General features: G+C 68.7%; 22 protein-coding genes and 2 tRNA genes. 19 read left to right on the top strand and 5 right to left on the bottom strand.

The annotated features are described in order from the left end of the window. Positions 1 to 805: 805 nt before the first annotated feature. The 10 genes from dnaN to QR77_RS19715 all read left to right on the top strand — a co-directional run bounded on the left by dnaN (position 806) and on the right by QR77_RS19715 (position 12,871). Positions 806 to 1,936: a DNA polymerase III subunit beta gene (gene dnaN / locus QR77_RS19675; protein WP_040023295.1), complete on the top strand. Its 1,131-nt coding sequence runs from the start codon at positions 806 to 808 to the stop codon at positions 1,934 to 1,936. Between the two features lie 77 nt (positions 1,937 to 2,013). Then, the gene (gnd, locus tag QR77_RS19680; RefSeq protein WP_052488905.1) at positions 2,014 to 2,949 is read left to right on the top strand and encodes a phosphogluconate dehydrogenase (NAD(+)-dependent, decarboxylating); all 936 of its coding nucleotides are present in this window, start codon (positions 2,014 to 2,016) and stop codon (positions 2,947 to 2,949) included. Positions 2,950 to 2,980: 31 nt separating this feature from the next. Then, positions 2,981 to 4,138 (top strand): DNA replication/repair protein RecF, encoded by a 1,158-nt coding sequence (gene recF / locus QR77_RS19685; RefSeq protein WP_040023297.1) that lies wholly within the window; start codon positions 2,981 to 2,983, stop codon positions 4,136 to 4,138. Positions 4,139 to 4,185: 47 nt separating this feature from the next. Then, a complete protein-coding gene (locus tag QR77_RS19690; RefSeq protein WP_040028289.1) occupies positions 4,186 to 4,743 on the top strand; it encodes a DciA family protein in 558 nt (185 codons plus the stop codon). A 376-nt stretch (positions 4,744 to 5,119) separates the two neighbouring features. Continuing rightward, positions 5,120 to 7,198, top strand: a complete 2,079-nt coding sequence (gyrB, locus tag QR77_RS19695) for a DNA topoisomerase (ATP-hydrolyzing) subunit B (protein ID WP_040023299.1) — start codon at positions 5,120 to 5,122, stop codon at positions 7,196 to 7,198. 159 nt (positions 7,199 to 7,357) lie between these two features. Next, positions 7,358 to 9,976: a DNA gyrase subunit A gene (gene gyrA / locus QR77_RS19700; protein ID WP_040028290.1), complete on the top strand. Its 2,619-nt coding sequence runs from the start codon at positions 7,358 to 7,360 to the stop codon at positions 9,974 to 9,976. 86 nt (positions 9,977 to 10,062) lie between these two features. Further along, positions 10,063 to 10,698, top strand: coding sequence for a DUF3566 domain-containing protein (locus tag QR77_RS42865; protein ID WP_063798184.1), 636 nt, complete (start codon positions 10,063 to 10,065; stop codon positions 10,696 to 10,698). Between the two features lie 57 nt (positions 10,699 to 10,755). After that, positions 10,756 to 10,829 (top strand) — tRNA-Ile (locus tag QR77_RS19710). Positions 10,830 to 11,078: 249 nt separating this feature from the next. Then, positions 11,079 to 11,213 (top strand): DLW-39 family protein, encoded by a 135-nt coding sequence (locus tag QR77_RS48835; protein ID WP_236710739.1) that lies wholly within the window; start codon positions 11,079 to 11,081, stop codon positions 11,211 to 11,213. A 209-nt stretch (positions 11,214 to 11,422) separates the two neighbouring features. Then, positions 11,423 to 12,871, top strand: coding sequence for a hypothetical protein (locus QR77_RS19715; RefSeq protein WP_063798050.1), 1,449 nt, complete (start codon positions 11,423 to 11,425; stop codon positions 12,869 to 12,871). A gap of 19 nt (positions 12,872 to 12,890) precedes the next feature. On the opposite strand, the gene QR77_RS19720 is transcribed toward QR77_RS19715, so the two are convergent. Together QR77_RS19720 and QR77_RS19725 are read right to left on the bottom strand one after the other, a co-directional pair. Further along, positions 12,891 to 14,363: a serine/threonine-protein kinase gene (locus tag QR77_RS19720; RefSeq protein ID WP_040023307.1), complete on the bottom strand. Its 1,473-nt coding sequence runs from the start codon at positions 14,361 to 14,363 to the stop codon at positions 12,891 to 12,893. A gap of 157 nt (positions 14,364 to 14,520) precedes the next feature. Beyond that, entirely contained in the window at positions 14,521 to 15,069 is a 549-nt protein-coding gene (locus QR77_RS19725; protein ID WP_040023311.1) for a transcriptional regulator, read from the bottom strand. A gap of 185 nt (positions 15,070 to 15,254) precedes the next feature. Here QR77_RS19725 and QR77_RS19730 point away from each other — a divergent pair. Further along, positions 15,255 to 15,327: transfer RNA gene (locus QR77_RS19730), tRNA-Ala, on the top strand. A gap of 250 nt (positions 15,328 to 15,577) precedes the next feature. Further along, on the top strand, positions 15,578 to 16,117 hold the full coding sequence (locus QR77_RS19735; protein WP_078876900.1) for a MarR family transcriptional regulator: 540 nt from the start codon (positions 15,578 to 15,580) through the stop codon (positions 16,115 to 16,117). Between the two features lie 59 nt (positions 16,118 to 16,176). Here the strand turns inward: QR77_RS19735 and QR77_RS19740 are convergent, their stop codons facing one another. After that, positions 16,177 to 16,551, bottom strand: coding sequence for a DoxX family protein (locus QR77_RS19740; protein ID WP_040023313.1), 375 nt, complete (start codon positions 16,549 to 16,551; stop codon positions 16,177 to 16,179). A 340-nt stretch (positions 16,552 to 16,891) separates the two neighbouring features. On the opposite strand from QR77_RS19740, the gene QR77_RS19745 reads away from it, so the two are divergent. From QR77_RS19745 to QR77_RS19770, 6 genes are all read left to right on the top strand, one after another. Continuing rightward, positions 16,892 to 17,542 carry an LUD domain-containing protein gene (locus tag QR77_RS19745; RefSeq protein WP_040023315.1) on the top strand — a complete coding sequence of 217 codons (651 nt, stop codon included), beginning with the start codon at positions 16,892 to 16,894 and terminating at the stop codon, positions 17,540 to 17,542. Between the two features lie 5 nt (positions 17,543 to 17,547). After that, positions 17,548 to 18,489 (top strand): NADP-dependent oxidoreductase, encoded by a 942-nt coding sequence (locus QR77_RS19750; protein ID WP_040023317.1) that lies wholly within the window; start codon positions 17,548 to 17,550, stop codon positions 18,487 to 18,489. Between the two features lie 148 nt (positions 18,490 to 18,637). Continuing rightward, a complete protein-coding gene (locus tag QR77_RS19755) occupies positions 18,638 to 19,852 on the top strand; it encodes a cytochrome P450 (protein WP_040023319.1) in 1,215 nt (404 codons plus the stop codon). Between the two features lie 50 nt (positions 19,853 to 19,902). Continuing rightward, positions 19,903 to 20,331, top strand: coding sequence for a nitroreductase/quinone reductase family protein (locus QR77_RS19760; protein WP_040023321.1), 429 nt, complete (start codon positions 19,903 to 19,905; stop codon positions 20,329 to 20,331). Between the two features lie 67 nt (positions 20,332 to 20,398). Continuing rightward, complete coding sequence (locus QR77_RS19765; RefSeq protein ID WP_052488906.1) at positions 20,399 to 21,325, top strand: MBL fold metallo-hydrolase; 927 nt, start codon at positions 20,399 to 20,401, stop codon at positions 21,323 to 21,325. Between the two features lie 40 nt (positions 21,326 to 21,365). Further along, positions 21,366 to 22,145: an SDR family oxidoreductase gene (locus tag QR77_RS19770; RefSeq protein WP_040023323.1), complete on the top strand. Its 780-nt coding sequence runs from the start codon at positions 21,366 to 21,368 to the stop codon at positions 22,143 to 22,145. Positions 22,146 to 22,172: 27 nt separating this feature from the next. On the opposite strand, the gene QR77_RS19775 is transcribed toward QR77_RS19770, so the two are convergent. Further along, complete coding sequence (locus QR77_RS19775; RefSeq protein WP_201778815.1) at positions 22,173 to 22,757, bottom strand: TetR/AcrR family transcriptional regulator; 585 nt, start codon at positions 22,755 to 22,757, stop codon at positions 22,173 to 22,175. 151 nt (positions 22,758 to 22,908) lie between these two features. On the opposite strand from QR77_RS19775, the gene QR77_RS42300 reads away from it, so the two are divergent. Then, positions 22,909 to 23,133: a hypothetical protein gene (locus tag QR77_RS42300; protein WP_052488907.1), complete on the top strand. Its 225-nt coding sequence runs from the start codon at positions 22,909 to 22,911 to the stop codon at positions 23,131 to 23,133. Positions 23,134 to 23,196: 63 nt separating this feature from the next. Here the strand turns inward: QR77_RS42300 and QR77_RS43810 are convergent. Beyond that, positions 23,197 to 23,372: DUF664 domain-containing protein (locus QR77_RS43810; RefSeq protein ID WP_150130574.1), on the bottom strand; the 176-nt coding region annotated here is incomplete at its 5' end.

Below are 23,372 nucleotides of genomic sequence, written 5' to 3' on the forward strand. Positions count from 1 at the left end.
CTGGGGGAGGTGGCGGGGGCGGCTCAACGCGGCCTCGCGGTCGTACGCATGACTGCTCGCGACCTCCGCTGTTCGAATCCGACCCCACCCCTCTTAACTTGTCCACAGAAACCCGGCCCGTCCCCCGTCCACAGCCTGGGGACCATAAAGTTGTCCCGAACCAGTCCACAGCCTCGACCCCCTAATCACCGTCCCCGCAGCTCAGAGCCCTGTGGAATTGTGATTGACGCTCCTCCACAGGCTGTGGAGGAAAATTCTGTCCACAGGCCCCGGCCTCCTCTGTCCACCGCCCGCCCACAGCCTCCCCTGACTTCCCCACAACTTGCCCACAGCCCTGTCCACTGTTCGGCAACACGACACCCGCCGTCACCGGGTCGAGTGAAAGGCGTCACACCAAGGGGGTCGATTGGCCTGTGGGGAACATGGGTAAAGCTGGGGACGAGGCTGGGGAGAAGTAGGGCTGGCCTGTGCATCGGATGTGCAGAACTTTCGGCTGTCCACAGACGCACCGTGTTGTCCACTGATCGCGCCCACAGGGCCGGTGGACAAAAAAGAGGTTCTGACCTGCGCGGATGGCGTTATCCACCGTATCCACAACCCCTACTACTACTCCCACCTAGAGTTATCGAGGGATGAGCTTCGAAGTGGGGGCTGTGCACAACTTTCGGGCGGCGGCCTCCGGAGCCGGCTCAACGACTTGACCCGCATCAGCACCGAGTGTCGGTGCCGTACGTCAGACTGGTCCCCGGCATCACAGCCAACGAAGGCCAGCAGGGCGAGTCAGCAACAGCAGGAGGCGGTTCCGGTGAAGATCCGGGTGGAGCGCGATGTCCTCGCGGAGGCGGTGGCCTGGGTGGCCCGCAGCCTTCCGGCCCGTCCGCCGGCGCCGGTTCTTGCGGGGCTGCTGCTGAAGACGGAGGACGGGACCCTCAGCTTCTCCAGCTTCGACTACGAGGTCTCGGCGCGGGTCTCCGTCGATGCCGAGGTCGAGGAGGAAGGCACCGTCCTCGTATCGGGGCGGCTGCTCGCCGACATCTGCCGCGCGTTGCCCAACCGCCCGGTGGAGATCTCCACCGACGGCGTTCGGGCGACCGTGGTCTGCGGCTCGTCCCGGTTCACGCTCCACACACTCCCTGTGGACGAGTACCCGGCGCTGCCGCAGATGCCGACGGCGACCGGCACCGTCCCCGGTGAGGTCTTCGCCTCCGCCGCCGCCCAGGTGGCCATCGCCGCCGGCCGTGACGACACGCTGCCGGTGCTGACCGGCGTACGGATCGAGATCGAGGGCGACACGGTCACCCTGGCCTCGACCGACCGTTACCGCTTCGCCGTCCGCGAGTTCCTGTGGAAGCCGGAGGTCGCCGACATCTCGGCGGTCGCGCTGGTGCCCGCCAAGACGCTCCTGGACACCGCCAAGGCGCTGACGAGCGGTGACACGGTCACCCTGGCGCTCTCCGGGTCCGGTGCGGGCGAGGGGCTGATCGGTTTCGAGGGCGCGGGCCGGCGTACCACCACGCGGCTGCTCGAAGGCGATCTGCCGAAGTACCGCACGCTCTTCCCGACCGAGTTCAACTCGGTCGCAGTAATCGAGACCCCGCCGTTCGTCGAGGCCGTCAAGCGTGTGGCCCTGGTCGCCGAGCGGAACACCCCGGTGAGGCTCAGCTTCGAGCAGGGTGTGCTGATCCTTGAGGCGGGCTCCAGCGACGACGCACAGGCTGTGGAGCGCGTCGACGCGCAGTTGGAGGGCGACGACATCTCGATCGCGTTCAACCCGACGTTCCTGCTGGACGGTCTGAGCGCGATCGACTCGCCGGTGGCCCAGCTCTCCTTCACGACGCACACGAAGCCCGCTCTGCTCAGCGGCCGTCCCGCCGTCGACGCGGAGGCTGACGAGGCGTACAAGTACCTGATCATGCCGGTGCGGCTGAGCGGCTGACCCCACAGGTGAGAAGGTGCACCCCGGCGTAGGCTCGGGCGTGGGTACGAACCGCCTCGACGCTTAAGGAACCACTGATGGAGCTCGGTCTCATCGGTCTCGGCAAAATGGGTGGCAACATGCGTGAGCGCATTCGCCACGCGGGCCACACCGTCGTCGGATACGACCGCAACCCGGATCTCGCTGATGTCCACAGCCTCAAGGAGCTGGTGGGCCGGCTGAAGGGTCCGCGGGTCATCTGGGTGATGGTTCCGGCGGGTGCCGCGACCCAGGCGACGATAGACGAGCTGGCCGGCCTGCTGTCTCCTGGTGATGTCGTGGTCGACGGCGGTAACTCCCGCTGGACCGACGACGAGAAGCACGCGGTGGAGCTGGGCATCAAGGGCGTCGGCTTTGTCGACTGCGGTGTCTCCGGCGGTGTCTGGGGCCTGAAGAACGGCTACGCGCTGATGTACGGCGGCACCCCGGAGAACGTGGCGAAGGTGCAGCCCATCTTCGACGCGCTCAAGCCGGAGGGTGATCTCGGCTCGGTGCACGCGGGCAAGGTCGGTGCGGGCCACTTCGCCAAGATGGTTCACAACGGCATCGAGTACGCCATGATGCAGGCGTACGCCGAGGGTTGGGAGCTGCTGGAGAAGGTCGGCTCGGTCACGGACGTACGTGAGGTGTTCCGTTCCTGGCAGGACGGTACGGTCATCCGTTCCTGGCTGCTGGACCTGGCGGTCAACGCGCTGGACGAGGACGAGCACCTGGAGCAGTTGCGGGGCTACGCCGAGGACTCGGGCGAGGGCCGGTGGACGGTCGAGGCGGCCATCGATCACGCGGTGCCGCTGCCCGCGATCACCGCTTCGCTGTTCGCGCGGTTCGCTTCCCGGCAGGAGGATTCGCCGCAGATGAAGATGGTCTCCGCGCTGCGTAATCAGTTCGGCGGTCACGCGGTCGAGTCGGCCGAGGCGAAGGCGTCGGACGCCAAGTCGTCGTCGACGAACAAGTCTCAGAAGCCCAAGAAGTAGTAGTCCTGTTCCAGGAGGCCGGCGCACATCCATGCACGTCACGCATCTGTCGCTGGCTGATTTCCGGTCGTACGCCCGGGTCGAGGTTCCACTCGGTCCGGGCGTCACCGCGTTTGTGGGGGCCAACGGGCAGGGGAAGACGAATCTTGTCGAGGCTGTCGGCTATCTCGCGTCGCTGGGCAGTCATCGGGTGTCGTCGGACGCGCCGTTGGTACGGATGGGTGCCGAGCGCGCGGTGATCCGGGCCGCTGTGACCCAGGGTGAGCGGTCGCAGTTGGTGGAGCTGGAGCTGAACCCGGGGCGGGCGAACCGGGCTCGTATCAACCGTTCGTCGCAGGTCAAGCCCCGTGATGTGCTGGGGATCGTCCGGACGGTGCTGTTCGCGCCGGAGGATCTGGCGCTGGTGAAGGGCGATCCGGGTGAGCGCCGTCGTTTTCTGGACGAGCTGGTCACGGCGCGGTCGCCCCGGATGGCCGGGGTGCGGTCGGACTACGACCGGGTGCTCAGGCAGCGCAACACCCTGCTGAAGTCGGCTGCGATGGCGCGGCGGCACGGCGGGCGCGGGATGGATCTTTCGACGCTGGACGTGTGGGACCAGCATCTGGCGCGGGTGGGTGCGGAGATGCTGGCGCAACGGGGTGATCTGATCGCGCTGCTGGGGCCTTTGGCGGACAAGGCGTACGAGCAGCTCGCGCCCGGTGGTGGTCCTGTGGTGCTGGAGTACCGTTCCTCCGCTTCTGCCGCCGGTGAGGCCGCGGGTGGCGGGGCTGATCCCGTCGGGGTGCTGGGGCGTGAGGATCTGTACGGGCAGTTGATGGAGGCGCTGGCCGGGGTGCGTAAGCAGGAGATCGAGCGGGGTGTGACGCTGGTCGGTCCGCACCGTGACGATCTGGTGCTGCGGCTGGGGCAGTTGCCCGCGAAGGGGTACGCGAGTCATGGCGAGTCGTGGTCGTTCGCGCTGGCGCTGAGGCTGGCGTCGTACGACTTGCTGCGGGCGGAGGGCAATGAGCCGGTGCTGGTGCTCGACGATGTGTTCGCGGAGTTGGACACGCGGCGCCGGGAGCGGCTCGCCGAGTTGGTGCTGCCGGGTGAGCAGGTGTTGGTGACGGCGGCGGTGGACGACGATGTGCCGGGTGTGCTGGCGGGTGCGCGGTTCCGGGTGGCCGACGGGGCCGTGGAGCGCGCGTGAGCGGGAGTGCGGGCAGGGACCGGAAGCGGGGTCCTGAGGGTCCTGAGCTGCCGGAGGCGCCCGAGGCTCAGGAGTCGGCCGGTGAGGCTCCGGCGCCGGAGTCGTCCGGGGTGGATCTGGCGCGGGTGGCGTTGCGTGCGGCGAAGGAGCAGGCGCGGGCGCGTGGGGCCGCGGCGCAGGACAAGCGGCAGGCGAGGCGGGGTGGCGGGCTGCGTTCGGGGGCGCGTGCCGACGGCCGTGATCCGTTGCCGCTGGGTGCGGCGATCAGCCGGCTGATCACGGAGCGGGGCTGGGAGGCGCCGGCGGCTGTGGGCGGGGTGATGGGGCGGTGGCCGCAGATCGTCGGTGAGGACGTGGCGAAGCACTGTGTGCCGACGAAGTACGACGAGAGCAATGACGCGCGGGTGCTGACCGTGCAGTGCGATTCGACGGCGTGGGCGACGCAGTTGCGCCTGCTGGCGCCGAGGCTGGTGGCCCGGTTGAACGAGGATCTGGGGCACGGCACCGTACGGCTGCTGAAGGTGCTGGCGCCGAGTGGTCCGCCGCAGCGGTACGGGCGGTTGCGGGCGCCGGGCAGCAAGGGTCCTGGGGACACGTACGGCTGAGGGGTGCGCGTCGGCCTTGACCTGCGGTGGGGCGGGGTGCGGGTGGGTGGTGCGGGGCCGGCCGTCGGGTCCTGGGTGGTCGGCTGTGACCTGGGAGGACGGGTGGGGGTGGTGGGGTGTCCCTCACCGTAGCGGAGGGTTGACAGGCCGAAGCGCTCAATGCCCGTGTGAGCCTCTTGGAGCCCCTTCCCGGATATGGGGAGTCGGTAGGCGCTGGTTCAGGGCGGCACATGCGGACTCAGGTACCGGCAAACCCCCATTCCGGTCGGCGCTACCGGTAGACTGGTGGTAAATCCCGCTTGCTTGCGGGACCTGTCAACACTTGCTGACAGGATGCCGAACGACGCAGCCGCTCCCGCGAGCCGGAGAACGGCCTGTGCTGTGCCAGAAAGGGCGCTTCGTGGCCGATTCCGGCAACCCCAAAGAGAAGACTCCGCCTGTTGCCACTGGTGAACACGGCGAGGTGACCGCCTCGTACAACGCCAGTGCGATCACCGTGCTCGAGGGCCTGGACGCGGTCCGTAAGCGGCCCGGTATGTACATCGGGTCGACCGGTGAGCGTGGGCTGCATCACTTGGTGACCGAGGTCGTCGACAACTCGGTCGACGAGGCCCTGGCGGGCCATGCGGACACCATCGATGTCACGATCCTTGCCGACGGCGGGGTGCGTGTGATCGACAACGGTCGCGGTATTCCGGTGGACATCGTTCCTTCGGAGGGCAAGCCGGCGATCGAGGTCGTGCTGACGGTGCTGCACGCGGGCGGCAAGTTCGGCGGTGGCGGTTATGCCGTCTCCGGCGGTCTGCACGGCGTGGGTGTGTCCGTCGTGAACGCCTTGTCGTCGAAGGTCGCTGTCGAGGTCAGGCGGGACGGTTACCGCTGGACGCAGGATTACAAGCTGGGGGTGCCGACGGCGCCGCTGGCTCGTAACGAGGAGACGGACGAGTCCGGTACGTCGGTGACGTTCTGGGCCGATCCGGACATTTTTGAGTCGACCGAGTACTCGTTCGAGACCTTGTCGCGCCGCTTCCAGGAGATGGCGTTCCTGAACAAGGGGCTGAGGCTGACGCTGACGGACGAGCGGGAGTCGGCGAAGGCGGTCGCTGGCGCGGATGTGGCCGGTGCGGACACGGCTGAGGCGCCGGAGGCCGAGCAGGTCCGTACGGTGACGTACTACTACGAGGGCGGCATCGTCGACTTCGTGCGGTACCTCAATTCCCGCAAGGGTGAGCTGATCCATCCGACGGTCATCGACATCGAGTCCGAGGACAAGGAGCGGATGCTCTCGGTCGAGATCGCGATGCAGTGGAACGCGCAGTACAGCGAGGGTGTGTACTCCTTCGCGAACACGATCCACACGCATGAGGGCGGTACGCACGAGGAGGGTTTCCGTGCGGCGATGACGGGGCTGGTCAACCGCTACGCGCGCGAGAAGAAGTTCCTGCGTGAGAAGGACGACAATCTCGCGGGTGAGGACATCCGCGAGGGTCTGACGGCGATCATCTCGGTGAAGCTGGGCGAGCCGCAGTTCGAGGGTCAGACGAAGACGAAGCTCGGGAACACCGAGGCGAAGACGTACGTGCAGAAGGTCGTGCACGAGCACCTGACCGACTGGTTCGACCGCCATCCGAACGAGGCGGCGGACATCATCCGCAAGTCGATCCAGGCGGCGACGGCGCGGGTCGCGGCGCGTAAGGCGCGTGACCTGACGCGTCGGAAGGGGCTGCTGGAGAGCGCGTCCCTGCCGGGCAAGCTGTCCGACTGCCAGTCGAACGATCCGTCGAAGTGCGAGATCTTCATCGTCGAGGGTGACTCGGCCGGTGGTTCGGCGAAGTCGGGCCGTAACCCGATGTACCAGGCCATCCTGCCGATCCGCGGCAAGATCCTGAACGTCGAGAAGGCGCGGATCGACAAGATCCTGCAGAACACCGAGGTCCAGGCGCTGATCTCGGCGTTCGGCACGGGTGTGCACGAGGACTTCGACATCGACAAGCTCCGCTATCACAAGATCATTCTGATGGCGGACGCCGACGTCGACGGTCAGCACATCAACACGCTGCTGCTGACGTTCCTCTTCCGCTTCATGCGCCCGCTGGTCGAGGCCGGTCATGTGTATCTGTCGCGCCCGCCGCTCTTCAAGATCAAGTGGGGCCGGGACGACTTCGAGTACGCGTACTCCGACCGGGAGCGCGACGCCCTGATCGAGCTGGGCAAGCAGAACGGTAAGCGGACCCGTGACGACTCGATCCAGCGCTTCAAGGGCCTGGGCGAGATGAACGCCGAGGAACTGCGTATCACCACGATGGACACCGACCACCGGGTGCTCGGCCAGGTCACGCTGGACGACGCGGCCCAGGCCGACGATCTGTTCTCCGTGCTGATGGGTGAGGACGTCGAGGCCCGGCGTTCGTTCATCCAGCGCAATGCCAAGGACGTCCGCTTCCTCGACATCTGAGTCGGCCCACGCTGACGGATTCGACAAGGCCGAAAGGAACACTGACCAGCGATGGCCGACAACACCCCTGGCACCGGCTCCAACGCCACCGGCGACAACGCCGACAACGCCCCCACCTCGGGCGCTTCGGGGGCCCCTGACTCGCCCGCGACGCCCGGTATGCCTGGTGCGCCCGTCATCTCCGAGACCGTGGAGGCGGTGGAGGGGCTGGCGATGCGGGTCGAGCCGGTCGGGCTCGAGACGGAGATGCAGCGTTCGTATCTCGACTACGCGATGTCCGTCATCGTGTCGCGTGCGCTGCCGGACGTGCGGGACGGCCTGAAGCCCGTGCACCGCCGTGTGCTGTACGCGATGTACGACGGTGGCTACCGGCCGGAGAAGGGCTTCTACAAGTGCGCCCGCGTCGTCGGTGACGTCATGGGTACGTACCACCCGCACGGCGACTCCTCGATCTACGACGCGCTGGTGCGTCTCGCGCAGCCGTGGTCGATGCGGATGCCGCTGGTGGACTCGAACGGCAACTTCGGTTCTCCCGGTAACGACCCGGCGGCCGCGATGCGGTACACCGAGTGCAAGATGATGCCGCTGTCCATGGAGATGGTCCGTGACATCGACGAGGACACCGTCGATCTGACGGACAACTACGACGGGCGTAATCAGGAGCCGGTGGTTCTGCCGGCGAGGTTCCCGAATCTCCTGGTGAACGGTTCGGCGGGTATCGCCGTCGGTATGGCGACGAACATCCCGCCGCACAACCTGCGGGAGGTCGCCGCGGGTGCGCAGTGGGCGCTGGAGCACCCGGAGGCGGGGCATGAGGAGCTGCTCGACGCGCTGATGGAGCGCATCAAGGGCCCTGACTTCCCGTCGGGTGCGCTGGTCGTGGGGCGTAACGGGATCGAGGACGCGTACCGCACGGGTCGTGGTTCCATCACGATGCGCGCGGTGGTAGCGGTGGAGGAGATCCAGAACCGTCAGTGTCTGGTCGTCACCGAGCTGCCGTATCAGACGAATCCGGACAACCTCGCGCAGAAGATTGCCGATCTGGTCAAGGACGGCAAGGTCGGCGGTATCGCGGATGTCCGTGACGAGACGTCGTCGCGTACGGGGCAGCGCCTGGTGATCGTCCTGAAGAGGGACGCGGTCGCCAAGGTCGTCCTGAACAACCTGTACAAGCACACGGATCTGCAGAGCAACTTCAGCGCGAACATGCTGGCGCTGGTCGACGGGGTGCCGCGCACGCTGTCGCTGGACGCGTTCATCCGGCACTGGGTGACGCACCAGATCGAGGTCATCGTCCGCCGTACGCGCTTCCGGCTGCGCAAGGCGGAGGAGCGGGCGCACATCCTGCGCGGTCTGCTCAAGGCGCTGGACGCGATCGACGAGGTCATCGCGCTGATCAGGCGCAGTGACACGGTCGACATCGCGCGTACGGGCCTGATGGGGCTGCTGTCGATCGACGAGATCCAGGCGAACGCGATCCTGGAGATGCAGCTCCGCCGGCTCGCGGCTCTGGAGCGGCAGAAGATCGTCGCCGAGCACGACGAGTTGCAGCAGAAGATCAACGAGTACAACGCGATCCTGGTGTCGCCGGAGAAGCAGCGTCAGATCGTCAGCGAGGAGCTGGCTGTCATCGTCGAGAAGTTCGGCGACGACCGGCGTTCCAAGCTGGTGCCTTTCGACGGTGACATGTCCATCGAGGACCTGATCGCCGAGGAGGACATCGTCGTCACGATCTCCCGCGGCGGCTATGTGAAGCGTACGAAGACCGATGACTACCGGTCGCAGAAGCGCGGCGGTAAGGGCGTGCGCGGCACGAAGCTCAAGGAAGACGACATCGTCGACCACTTCTTCGTGTCGACGACGCACCACTGGCTGCTGTTCTTCACGAACAAGGGCCGGGTCTACCGGGCGAAGGCGTACGAGCTGCCGGACGCCGGGCGGGACGCGCGTGGCCAGCATGTGGCGAATCTGCTGGCTTTCCAGCCGGACGAGCAGATCGCCGAGATTCTGGCGATCCGGGATTACGACGCGGCGCCGTATCTGGTTCTGGCCACAAAGGCGGGACTGGTCAAGAAGACCCCGCTCAAGGACTACGATTCACCTCGCTCGGGCGGTGTCATCGCGATCAACCTCCGTGAGACGGAGGCGGGCGGCGACGACGAGCTGATCGGCGCCGAGCTGGTGTCGGCCGAGGACGATCTGCTGTTGATCAGCAGGAAGGCCCAGTCGATCCGGTTCACGGCGACGGATGACGCGCTGCGGCCGATGGGGCGTGCCACTTCGGGTGTCAAGGGGATGAGTTTCCGCGAGGGCGACGAGCTGCTCTCGATGAATGTCGTCCGGCCCGGTACGTTCGTCTTCACGGCCACGGACGGCGGGTACGCGAAGCGGACCGCCATCCGGGAGTATCGCGTCCAGGGCCGTGGTGGCCTGGGTATCAAGGCTGCGAAGATTGTGGAGGACCGCGGTTCTCTCGTCGGCGCGCTGGTGGTGGAGGAGACGGATGAGATCCTTGCCATCACTCTTGGCGGAGGTGTGATTCGTACGCGAGTCAACGAAGTCAGGGAGACGGGCCGTGACACCATGGGCGTTCAACTGATCAACCTGGGCAAGCGTGATGCCGTGGTCGGTATCGCCCGCAATGCCGAGGCAGGCCGTGAGGCCGAAGAGGTCGACGGGACCGATGACCCGGGGACCGAAGAGGCCGGCGCGGCAGAGGCTGTGACGGCTGAGGTCGCCGAGGGCACGGAGCCTTCGGCCGGGGAGCACGAGGAGTAGTCGTGAGTGGAGCCATGGGCGCCGGGTCGGCCGCTTCCGGATCGAACAGCGCCCGTGGCCCTGCCACGGACTCCCAGGGGGTTTCGGTGACGGACACTCGGGGGCAGCAGCCCCCGTACGAGACATACGGCTCTGAGTCGTCGCAGGCACAGCCGGCGGCGCAGCCCTACCACCCGCCGCAGGCGTATCCCTCGCCGCAGGGCGGGACACAGGGCGGCGGGACGCTGGGCGGGCACGGTGCGCGCAGTGGCGTGCAGGGTCAGCGGGCGGGGTCCGGGGCGCAGCCGCCGGCTTCGGCCGCTCCGGCTTCGGCGGTGCGCAGGCCGAGGACGGGGGCGCGGACGACTCCCCGTACCCGTAAGGCGCGTCTGAGGGTGGCGAAGGCCGATCCGTGGTCGGTGATGAAGGTCAGCTTCCTGCTGTCCATCGCGCTGGGCGTGTGTACGGTCGTCGCGGCCGCAGTGCTGTGGATGGTCATGGACGCGATGGGTGTCTTCTCGGCGGTGGGCGGGACGATCAGTGAGGCGACGGGCTCGAACGAGGGCAACGGCTTCGATCTGCAGTCGTTCCTTTCGCTCCCGCGGGTGCTCACGTTCACGTCGGTCATCGCGGTGATCGACGTTGTTCTGGCGACGGCGCTCGGCACTCTGGGGGCGTTCATCTACAACCTCTCGGCGGGCTTTGTGGGCGGCGTCGAGCTGACTCTGGCCGAGGACGAGTAGGGCCGGGTATCGATTTTGGCACTGCCCCTGAAGTGCGCTAATCTTCAGGGGCAGCGCGGGGCTATAGCTCAGTTGGTTAGAGCGCATCCCTGATAAGGATGAGGCCCCAGGTTCAAATCCTGGTAGCCCCACTGTGGTTGGTAGAAGGTTGGACGCCCGGCAGGTCTTCGGATCTGCCGGGCGTTCCGCATGTGCCGGTGTTGTTGTGCCGCTGTCGCGTTACCCGGCCTTGTCGGGTGTACGTGGAGAAGGTCTGGCATTCCCGCGGCGCTGTATGCGACGGATGGACTCCCGCTCCTGCCGGGCACTGATCGGTATCTACCGGTGTGTATAGTCGGGCGCCTGAAGTCCCCTACGTCAAGGAAAGACGAGGTCGCGCGGTGAAGAAGCTTCTCTTGCTCGCACTGGCTGCCATCGGCGGGCTCCTCGTGTACCGCCAGATCCAGGCGGACCGCGCCGAGCAGGATCTGTGGACGGAGGCGACCGACTCCGTGCCCGCAGGTACGGGCGTGTGAGTCGCCAGCCCTGATACGAGTAGTTACGACACGAGCCCCGGCCGCCGAGCGGCCGGGGCTTCGTGCTGTTGTGGGACCGTGATGGTGACGGCCTTGAGTTCACTGGCGCAAATGAATAGCTTGCATGAGCAAAAGTCGTGTGCGGGCGGGTCGGTGTGCGGGCGGGTCGGTGTGGGGCGCGGGGCGTACGGGTCGACGAGGGGGAACACGTGACGAGGCAGTGGCGTCGGGGCTCGGGGCGGGGTGCGGGACGGCGGACCGGGCGGGTGGTGCTGGCCGGAGCGGCGGCGCTGTGTGTGGTGGCGGTGCTGCCGGGGCAGGCGTGGGCGGCGGGTGCGCCGGGCTCGTACGCGTACGCCTTCCAGCCGGGCGCGGAACGCGTCAGCGGCGCCGGAACCACCAGTGAGGCGAAGGGACTTGAGTCCGGGGCCACGTACCGCGATGCGATCAAGCCCGGCGGCAAGCTGTTCTACCGGGTGGATCTCGACGCGAAGACGAACGCGTATGTCTCGGCGGTGGCCGTACCCGTCCCGGGCACGAAGGTCGCTTTCGGGGACAAGATCGAGGTTTCGCTGCAGAGCCGCGACGGGACGGACTGCAGTTCCGACAGCGAGTCGTTCGGCTCGGGTGAATTCGCGCGGCCGATCGCTGCGTACGCCTTCCGCGAGAGCGGCAAGGCGGACTACGCGTCGTGTCAGGACGCCGGTTCGTATTACGTCGTCATCGAGCGGACCAGCGACGAGGCCTCCGATCCCGCTCCGTGGGAGCTGGAGATACGCGACGTCCTGGAGCCGGGGCTCCGGAAGGCGGGGCCGACCGAGGCGCCGACGAACTGGCCGAGCGCCTCGCCCGAGCCGCTCACGGACAACCCGGCGCCGCGCGCCGGCGGGGCGGGTTTCTACGACGCCGCCGAGCTGCGGAAGGGCCAGTGGTCGGCGAAGATCAAGCCCGGCGAGTCCCTCTTCTACCGGGTGCCGGTGGACTGGGGGCAGCAGGTGTTCACCAGTGTCGATCTCGGCAGTTCGGACGGGTCGGGGTTTGTGGGCAGCGCGCTCTCGATGGCTCTGTACAACCCGGCGCTGGGACTGGTCGACAGCGGAAACTCCGTTCTGTACGACGGGAAGCAGAAGACGACGTCGATCCCTCCGCTGCCGCCGGTGGCGTACGAGAACCGTTTTGACTTCAGCGACGCGCAGCGCGGCATGCGGTTCGCCGGCTCGTACTACCTGCGGATCAGTCTCAGTCCGAAGGTGGGCGAGGTGTTCGGCGAGAAGGCGTACGGGCTGACGCTCCAGGTGAACGTCTCGGGGTCGCCGAAGGGCGGACCGGCGTACGCGGGGGATCCGGGCATCTTCGACGTGTCGGGGCACGGCCTGCTGGGCCCGGGCGGGGCGGGCGGCGCCGGGGGTACGGGCGGTGGCGCGGGGGACGGTACGGGCGGTGGCGGGGTGGACGGGGTGAGCGACGACACCCTGCGGCTGGTCGCGGTGAGCGGGATCGGCGCGGGCACGGTGCTGGTGCTGGGGCTCGGGGCCTGGACTCTGCTCGCGCGGCGTCGCGGTGGGCGGGGGGCCGGCGGGCCGCAGGGGCCGGGTGGTCCGCGAGGATCGGGTGGTCCGCAGGGGCCTGGGCAGTACGGGCCGCCGTCCGCCTGGTAGTTCAGCCGGGTATCCGGGTTCAGCCGGGTATCCGGGTCAGCGCCCAGATGCCGACGGCGAAGCAGATCAGCGCGAGCAGCAGAACCGGGACCGCCACCTTCGGGGGCGGTCCCGGACGTTTGTGGGGAGCGGCGGGCGGATGGGCGTGCGCGACGGGAACCTGCGGGACCTGAGCGACGTATGAAGGGGTGGGAGCCTGGGCGTGATGCGACGGATGCACCGGATACGCCGGTTCTGTCGCGCTGTGGGGTGGTCCGGCGGGGGCCGGAGGGACCGAGGGGTGGGGGGAGGCATGGTGCACCGGCACGGAGGCGGGGGGAGTGGGCGGCTGCGCCGGGGGCGGCAGGTAGGGGGTCCCCTGCTGTTGCTGAGGCTGGTGTTGGGGCTGTTGCCAGGAGGTCTGGGCGGGTGGTGGGGGGAGGTGGAAGCTGCCGGTGTCCGACATGGACGGGGCGGCGGCGGAGGGCGCGGGGCCTGGCTGCTGGTCCGGTTGCTGGACGGGCTGTTGACCGCTTCTGGGATCCGGCTGCGGGCCGGTCCGTAGATCCGGGAGAGGGCCGAAGGAGCCGGAAGAACCGGACGTACTGTGCGGGCCGGCGGGGCCGGAAGGGCTGGGAGGGCCGGCGGGGCCGAACGGAGCGGGCAGCGGTCCGATCTGGTCGAAGACCTCGACGGGCTCGTCACCGATCCCTGGCTCGGGGAGCAGCTCCACCGCCGATGCCAGGGCCTTGCGCGCGCCTGTGGCCGTACGGAAGCGTGCTTCGGGGTCGGGTTGCAGCAGGCCCGCCAGGACCTGCCACAGCGGCTCGGGGATGCCTCGCGGGGCGCCGGGGGTGCCGTGTTCGGCGAAATACTCGACGAGAGCCCTCGCGTCCGGCTTCTTGCCCTCCAGCAGGAAGAGGCCGACGAGCCCGACGGCGAAGAGGTCGGCGGTGAAGTCGGGCTCCGCGCCCATCATCTGCTCGGGCGCGAAATAACCGGGCGTGCCCACCACGTAGTTGGTCTCCGTCAGGCGCGGTTCTCCCTTGCGCATGGAGATGCCGAAGTCGGACAGCCGCAGATGGGGGCGCGCTGTTCCGGTGGCCTCCATAAGGATGTTGGCCGGCTTGATGTCGCGGTGGATGACGCCTTCGGCGTGTACGGCGGCGAGGCCGGAGAGGAGTTGGTCGAGCAGGACGCAGACGAAGTGCGGGGGCAGCGGGCCGTAGTCGCCGATGACGTGCGCCAGCGATCCGCCGCTCACCAGGTCCATGGTGAACAGCACCTTGTCGTCGTCCGCCGCCCAACTGGCGGGGGCGAGCACATGGGGGTGATCGATGCGCAGGGCCTGTTCCCTGACGAAGCGCAGCAGCGTGTGGGCGTCGCTCTGTTGCAGGACCTTCGCCGCGACATAGCGTCGCCGCCGGTGGTCCCAGGCGCGCCATACCGCGCCGACGCCGCCGCGCCCGATCGGGTCGATCAGCTCGTACCGCCCCGCGAAGACCTCACCCATTGCGCCGCGCCCGCCCCCAGTCGTCTCGTCCGCTTCGCCCGGCGTCCCTGCCGCCGGTGCCGTCGGGGTGTGTCCTGTGAACCCGGCCGGGGCGGCGGGGTACGGCCGGGGGCCTGCCCCCGCTGCCTGCTCCGGCCTGATCCACAGGACGCTCCCGCTAGCTCTGATGCGCCTCGTAGTGGGCGACCGCGTCGGCGGTGCGCCCGGCGCCGTACACCCGCAGGAACTCTGCCAGTTCCGGCTGGGTCGGGGCGAGGGAGTCGGCGGCATCGATGATGTCGCCGGCCGCGGCGACCGACCGCAGCAGCGACTGGATCTCACGGACGATCCGGCGCACCGTCGGCGCACCGGAGCTGTTCGTGGTCTGGCTGGCGCCGGTGAGGACGGAGCCGCCCTGCGACTTCTTGACCTCGTCCATGCGCTCCGTGGCCTCGACGGCGCTGACGCTGCCGTCGGCCACCTGACCGGCGAGGTCTTGCAGGGCCTGGACGCGCTGCACCACGGCAGGGTTGCCGATCTTCGCGCGCTGACCGCTCATGAGCTGCGAGAGCATCGGTGCCGAAAGGCCGAGGACAGCGGCCAACCGGGCCTGGTTCAGGCCGAGATCATCGATGAGACGACGGAAGAGCGCCCCCAGCGGCTCTCCGTACCAGCTCCGCTGCAACTCTCTTGCTCTCGCGGTCGATTCTTGTTGTGCGGCGTCCATGTGCGTCTCCCCATCGCTTCCCCAACGCGGCAGCTTCGCTGCTGCGAACCTCGTCTGGCATCTTACGGAGCGTGGTTGCGCACGGGGAGCCCTCATCCTTTTACGGAATCACCCTGAACACCCGGTACTCTGGTCTCCGGCGCAGCCCGAGCAGCTCACAGCGGCTCGGTCGCGGCGACCCTTCCGGGGCCTTAGCTCAGTTGGTAGAGCGCTGTCTTTGCATGGCAGATGTCAGGGGTTCGACTCCCCTAGGCTCCACATCGCGAGAACCCCCTGACCAGCGGAAACGCCGGTCAGGGGGTTCTCTGTCGTAGGGGCCTGCGGCAACCGGGCCACCCGCTTTTCGATCACCACCGGCATGAACCCCTCCATCAGCGGTTCGCATCTGTCAGGTGTGGTGCCGACCGTAGTAGCCATTCAATAGATAGCTAGCTAGATAATAACTGGCGTTGATAGGCTGGACGACGGCCGAAAGGGTCGGCCGTCGAGCGGGTAAGAGGAGTCAGCCATGGCGGCGAGCCAGGAGGCCGGGTGTGCCCCGGCGGAAGACGGCGGCGCGGGAGTCTGTCCCTCTGACGAGCAGATCGCGCTGCTGCGGCAGTGGGACAGTCTGCGGTCGGGGGTGCGCCGCTTGAGTGAGCAGGTTCTGGAGGATGTGCATCAGGCCACCGGGCTTGCTCCTTCCTCCTTCCAGGTTCTGTGGTTCCTGCTGACGGCGCCGGAGCAGACGGCTCAGATGAGCGAGCTGTCCCGGACGCTCGGCTTCACCACGGCGGGTACGACCAAGGTCGCCGACCGTCTCTGTGAGGCCGGGCTGATGGAGCGGCGTCCGCAGCCGACGGACCGGCGCGTGATCCTGGCGGGGCTGACCCCGCAGGGCCGTACGACAGCGACCAAGGCCGCCCTGACGCTCGCCGATGCCCTGCATGAGCGCGTGGTGGCCTCGCTGGGACTGGGCGGTCTGGGCGCGCTCGCCGAGTTCGCGACCCTCGTCGACCCCGAACCCTCGCAGCACCAGGCCCGTACGGCGGCCGAGCAGCGCGCCTGAGAAGTGCGTCAGGGTCCCCGGCCGCGGCGCGTCGCCGGGGACCCTGACGCGGGGCCGTGTCAGAAGGCGTGCGGGCCGAACCGTCCCCATATCACCACGGCGGCCAGGACCAGCAGCACGATGTTGAGGGCCACGTTGCGCCACTCCGCCCGGCGTCCGTGGGTCACCGCGGCGCCGGCCATCAGCAGTGCGAGGCCGCTCGCGGCGACCGGTACGAGCGCGGGCGCCACATCGACGGCGGCGGGCAGCACCAGGCCGATGGCGCCCAGTATTTCCAGCAGGCCGAGCGTGCGCAGGGCTCCGATGGAGAAGTCCCCCGCCCAGGCCCCCGAGGACTCGATGATCTTCTCCTTGGGCTGAAGTGCCTTCCCGAGCCCTGCGGCAAGGAAGAGCGCCGCCAGGAGCGAGGCAATGATCCACAACGTGACGTTCATCTGACTACTTTTCTGCTCGTTGACGTGAAGGGTGCTGGCGAGGGGTCAGGTAAGGAAGTCGGTAACGATCCGGGGGGCCCTGCCCATGCGGAGCACCGCGACCACGGCTCTCTTCGTCGCAGAGGCGGGCGGTCCGGGGACCTCCCAAAAACTTGCCAGATTTTAAGTATCCAGTACTTAGATAACTAGATAGTAGAGTGGTGGACGACCTCGGGCAAGCGTCCGGTTCGGCACCTCGCTTGCGGTGATTGGCTTTCTGGTTACTATGTAGCTAGTTAGGTAAATGCTCGGGTGGGAGTGTCCGACTGGCCCGGGCGGCGAGGAAAGGTGCAGTTCCGCCATGACCGACCAGCAGTCCATCCCCCACGTCATCCCCCTGGACGAGTCCTTCGCCCGCCCCGCCCCGGAGGCGGATCTACGGGCCGCCGCCGAGGCACTGCGGGCCAACGGCTTCACCGTGACGATCGTCCCCACCCTGGCCGATGCCCGCCGCGTGGTCGGCGAGCTACTCCCCGCGGACAAGGCCGTGTTCACCGCGACCAGCGAGACCCTGCGCGAGAGTGGCATCGCAGCGGACATCGACGAGTCCGGACGGTTCAGGAGTGTCCGCGCCGAGCAGGCCGACTGGGATACGGCCCGGCGCGCGGACGAGGTCCGCGTCACGCGCTCCGCGCCCGACGTCGTCGTCGGCAGCGTTCACGCCGTCACCCAGGACGGCCGGCTGGTGATCGCGTCCGCGTCCGGGTCCCAGTTGGCCCCCTACGCCTCGGGCGCGGGCCAGGCCGTCTTCGTCGTCGGAGCGCAGAAGGTGGTGGCCGACCTGCCGACCGCGCTGCGCCGCATCGAGACGTACGCCTATCCCAAGGAGGACGTGCGCGCCCAGGCCGCCTACGGGGCCCGCAGCCTGATAGCGAAGATCCTCATCTACGGGCGTGAGGTCTTTCCCGGGCGGGCCCATGTGGTCCTGGTCCGCGAGCCGGCCGGATTCTGACGGACATGGTCCGCGCAGTCGTGGCCACCGCCTGGGGCGGAGCCGAAGTCATCGCGATCGCCGACGTTCCTTCCCTGCTGCCCGGCCCGGGTGAAGTGGTCGTCGCCGTCCGCGCCACCGCCGTCAGTCCCTTCGACGTCAAACGGGCCGGGGGCCTCATCGGCCGCGACCCGTCGATGCTCCCGCTGCGGCTCGGCAACGAGATGTCGGGCGTCATCACCGCGGTGGGATCCGGACCGGTCGGGTTCGAAGGACAGCCGCTCGCGGTGGGTGACGAGGTCCTCGGGCAGTGGCTGGAGGGAGCCCAGGCCGACGAGGTGACCGTCCCCGCCGGCACACTGCTGCACAAACCTCCCACGCTCGGCTTCCATGAGGCAGCCGCGCTGCTCGGCAGCGGCACGACCGCCGTCCATGCCCTGGAAGTGGTCGGCGTCGGGGAGGGCGACGTCGTGCTGCTCCACGGGGCCGACGGTGCCGTCGGCGGCATGGCCGCCCAACTGGCGCTGTCTCGCGGCGCCCGTGTGATCGGCACCGCCTCACCGGAGCGCCACGAACGGCTGCGCGCCGCCGGGATCACACCCGTCGCCCACGGAGCCGGGCTGGCGGAGCGCGTCCGCGCGCTGTCGTCCGGCGAGGTCACCGCGGCGGTCGACACCGCGGGGACCGACGAGGCCCTGTCCGTCTCCCTGGAACTGGTGGCTGATCCGAAGCGCATCGTCACCATGGTGAACTTCGGCGCGGCCGAGGCCGCGGGCGCCCGGGTCATCGGCCCGGGGGAGGAGACCGTACGTATCCGGTCCGCCGCCCGCTCCTGCCTGGTGCGCCGCGCGGCGGCCGGTGACCTCAGGGTGGACATCGCCGCGACGTTCCCCCTGGCGGACGCCCCGTCCGCCTATGCCCTCCAGGCCCGGGGTCACGCCGGAGGGAAAATCCTGCTCCTGCCCTGACGGCGAGGCCCCGGAGCCCCCAACCCCCGGAGCCCCCAAGGCCCCAGGAGCCCTCCCGCTCCGGCGATCTGTGCCATGTGACCCACCGGCGAGAACGCGTATGCCGCATCCGGCCCTTCCGGGCCACTGACAACCTACGGAGGACGTAATGACCTCGGCTCACGCGGACGCCGCGGAGTTCCCGATGCCCCGGGGGCGGTGCCCCTTCGACCCGCCACCTGAGCTGACGCGACGACTGAGCGAGGAACCGGTGTCCCGGGTCCGGATCTGGGACGGCAGCGAGCCGTGGCTGGTCACCCGCTACGACGATGTGCGGGCCGTGCTGGGCGACCGGCGGGTGAGTTCGCAGCCCGACCGGTCGGGTTACCCCGCGTTCTCCGCGGCCTTCGCGGCACGCGGCGCGGCGTCCGGATCGCTGGTCACCATGGATGATCCGCAGCACGCGGTGCTGCGCCGGATGCTGACCGGGCAGTTCATGATCAAACGGGTCGAGGCGATGCGGCCCCGGATCCAGCAGGTCGTCGACGAGCTGATCGACGATCTGCTGTCCGGCCCCGGCGGCCCGGTGGACCTGGTGGAGGCATTCGCCCTGCCCATGCCGTCCCTGGTGATCTGCGAGCTGCTCGGCGTTCCCTACAGCGACCGCGCGGTATTCCACCGCCTCAGCAAGGTGCTGGTCGCCAACGACGTCTCACCGGAGCAGACCCGCGCCGCGACCGAGGAACTGCTGGCCTTCCTGCACGACTTGATACGCGCCAAGCGCGCCGTGCCCGGTGACGACTTGTTGAGCCGGCTGGTGGTGGAGCAGGTCGTGCCGGGGCGAATGACCGAGGAGGACGCAGCGGCGATGGGGCGCGTACTGCTCGTGGCCGGGCATGAGACCACGGCGAACATGATCACGCTCGGCACCGCGGCGCTGCTGCGGCACCCCGCCCAACTCGCGGCGGTGCGCGAGGGCACTCCCGACCTGGTCGCCAACGCCGTCGAGGAACTGCTGCGTTACCTCACCATCGCCCATCTCGGGCGCAGGCGTACCGCGACCGAGGACATCGAGATCGGCGGACGGACGATCCACGCGGGAGAAGGGATCATCCCCACCCTGGAGTCGGCCAACCGCGACGCCTCGCGATTCCCGCAACCGGACGAGCTGGACGTCACCCGGAGCGCCCGCCACCACGTGGCATTCGGCCATGGCCCGCACACCTGCCTCGGACAGCCGCTGGCCCGGGTCGAACTTCAGGTGGTGTACGGGACGCTGTTCCGCCGGATCCCCACCCTGCGGCTCGCCCGTCCCGTCGACGAGCTGGTTTTCAAACACGACACGCTCGCCTACGGGATCCACGAGCTGCCCGTCACCTGGTGACCGGCCACATCAACAGCACACACCACCGATCCGATCAGGAAGGGAATGTGATGGCGGACAAGAACGCCGACGCGAACGCCCGGATCATCGACATGTTCCGCGCCAACGCCGGCGAGGTCGGCGGACCGTTCGCCGGCAAACGTGTGGTGCTGCTGCACCACCTCGGCCGGAAAAGCGGCACCGCGTACATCAGCCCGCTCGTGGGTGCCACCGACGAGGACGCCTACCTGGTGTGCGGGTCCGCGGGTGGCGCGCCCGCCGACCCGGCCTGGGTCGCGAACGTGGAGCAGGGCTCCGGCGTGACCACCCTGGAAGTCGGCACCGAGGTGCTGCGGGTGCGCACCACCGTGGTGCGGGCCGGTTCCCCGGAGTGGGACCGCCTCTACGGCATCTGGTCGCAGTACTGGCCCAGCGCCAAGGACTACGAACAGCGCGGCACCCGTTTGTTCCCGGTCATCCGGCTCGAACCGCTCAACTGACCCTGCCGGCCCGGGGCGCGGCTTCCCCGGCCGCCCTCCAGCCACCCGAGACGACACAGGAGTTCTCATGACCGATCTGCACCTGGGCGAGGGGCCCTCCTACCGGATCGGACGGGTACGGGCCCGTCGCATCGTGGAATGGAACGGCCGACTGTTCACCCGGGCCCAGGCTTACGGGCAGCTCGACCAGGCCGACTGGGAGGCCCAAAAGGCCTGGCTCGACCCCCGGTTCTGGAATGCGGAGACCGACGGCGTCACCCTGACGATCCAGTCGTTCCTGCTGGAGACGCCCGACCAGGTGATCCTCGTCGACACCGGCATCGGCAACGGCAAGGACCGCCCCACCGCCCCGCCCTTCAGCGGCCTTGGCACCCCGTTCCTCGACCGGCTTCGCGCGACAGGCTTCGCCCCGGAGGACGTTGACATCGTCGTGCTCACCCATCTGCACTCCGACCACGTCGGCTGGAACACCACCCGAGACGGTGACAGTTGGGTCCCGACCTTCCCCAACGCCCGCTACCTCGTCCCGCGCGCCGACTACGACTTCTTCAACCCCGCCGGGTCCGGCGCCGCGCACGTCGATGCCGACATGGCGCTGGTCTTCGCCGACAGCATCGACCCGATCCTGGGCGCCGGGCAGGCCGAGTTCTGGGACGACACCCTGAACCTCGCCGAAGGCATCGATCTGCGCCGTGTCCCCGGGCACACCCCCGGCTCCGGCGTACTCACGGTCCAGTCCGAGGACGACAGCGCCCAGTTCGTGGGCGACCTGCTCTCCACTCCGATGATGGTCGGCCACCCGGACCTGTGCGCCCGGTACGGCGAGCACTACGTCGACGCCAGTCCCGACCTGATCCGCTCCGCGCGCCGCGACCTGCTCACCCGAGCGGCACAACGGGGCACCCGGCTGGTCCCCGCCCACTTCAACACCGACGCCGGCCACTTCGTGGCCCACGGCCCGAACGGGTTCGCCTTCGTCGACGCCAACTCCTGAACCACCTCTCACCACCGTGCCGTCAGGAAGAGAGACCACCATGGACACCGATCTGGACTTCACCGGCAGGACGATCCTGGTCACCGGATCCGGCCGCAACATCGGCCGCGCGATCATCCTCGAATTCGCCCGCCGAGGCGCGAACGTCGTGATCAACGCCCGCGACACCGACACCGACCGCGCCGAAGCCGAAGCCGTCAGGCGTGAAGCCGAGAAGCACGGAGTCAGAGGACTCGTGATACTGGGCGACGCCGCCGAGCCCGACACCGTCGCCAGACTCAGGACCGAGTCGGAGAAGCACTTCGGCCACGTCGACATCTACGTCAGCAACGCCAACGGCCGTATGTACCGCGACTCGTTCTTCGACACCACCGACGAGGACTGGCACCACTACCTCAACCAGCAGCTCACTGCCTCCTGGCACCTGGCCAAGGCCTTCGTCCCCGGTATGACGGACGCCGGCTGGGGCCGCATCATCCACATGAACGGCCCCAACGCCTGGACCGGCTCCTGGGCCGCGATCCCCATGGCCGTCGGCAAGGGCGGCCTGCACACCCTCACCAAGTCCCTTGCCTCCGGCCTCGGCCAGTACGGCATCACCGTCAACGACATCAACCCCGGCTACGTCGAGGTCGCCCGTGACTCCAACCTCGACGACTCCAACGACTCGCGCGCGGCATTCGCCGACTCGATGGCCATCAAGCGCCCCATCCGGCCCGAAGAGATCGCCTGGACCTGTGCCTATCTCTGCTCGGACCGTGCGGGCGCGGTCACCGGCACGGTCATCGACGTCGACGGCGGCACCACCGCCGTTCACTGAGACGACGGCGCGCCGGCCGGCGGAACTTCAGGTGTGCAGTCCGTCGAGCAGGACCGTGGTCAGCGGGTCGTCGGCGCGGGCGTCGGGGCGGCAGATGGCGACGTTGAGTACGCCGATGATCTCGCTCGGCGGGATGTCGGGGCGCATGGTGCCCTCCTGCTGGGCTCCGTGCGCGAGTTCTTCGAACAGGGTGTTGGACTCGGCGGCCAAGCCGGCCACCCGGGGGTTCGGCTCGGTGGCTTCGGACAGCGACTTGGTCAGGGCGAGCGGCAGGCCGGCGCAGTGGTCCACCACGCGGAGCAGGACCTGCCAGCGGGTCTGATCCGGTTCGGCCGCCGCGGCGCGGCTGAAGGCGAGCAGGTCGTCGAGCGCGTCGACGGCGATGTGGTGCAGCAGTGCCTGCCGGTCGGGGAAGTGACGGTAGAGCGTGCCGACGCTCAGCCCGGCGGAACGGGCGATCTCCTCCATCGAGGCGTCGGCGCCGCGTTCGGTGAACGCCTCCAGGGCCGCCGCGACGATCAGTTCCCGGTTGCGCCGCGCATCGGCCCGCATGCTCCGCCTCTCCTCGTACGGCTCGTGCAGCCCGTACAGCAACATGAATCCCCAGTTCATATTATTGTAGGCTGAGCGTCCGGAGACCATCGCCGGGCATGTCAAGCCGCACATCGACGAGGCCGCCGCCGCGGCGGGGCGGCCCGCGCCGCGCATCGTCGCGAGCGTCACCGCCGATCCCGGCGGGGTGCGGCAGCAGGTGGCGGAACGGATGGGCGCCGCGTCCGGACTTCCCAGCTACCGGGCGCTGCTGGACCGTCAGGGGCTGTCCGGCGTCCACGAGACGGTTCTCGCCGGCGACGAGGACGCGGTGGCCGAAGGGCTTCGCGCGTTCGCGGCCGCCGGGGCGACCGAGGTGCTGGTCAGCGTCGTCGGCGACACGGAGGAACGGTCGCGGACGCTGGAGCTGCTGTCCGCCGTACGCCGCGCGGGCTGAGCGTCTTCGGTGGCGGCCGGCGCGTGCGTACACACGCGTACGTTCGCTCGCCGACGTGTCGGTCTACTCGCCGGCGGCGCCGTCTATGGCTTCGCGCAGGAGATCCGCGTGGCCGACGTGGCGGGCGTACTCCTCGATCAGGTGTCCGAGGATGAACCGCACGTCGGTGTCGCCGAACTCCTGGTTCGGGACGATGCGCGCGAGGTCTCCCGTCACCTTCGCGAACACGTGCCGTGACT

This window comes from Streptomyces sp. 150FB, from assembly GCF_000818195.1.
Lineage (GTDB): Bacteria > Actinomycetota > Actinomycetes > Streptomycetales > Streptomycetaceae > Streptomyces.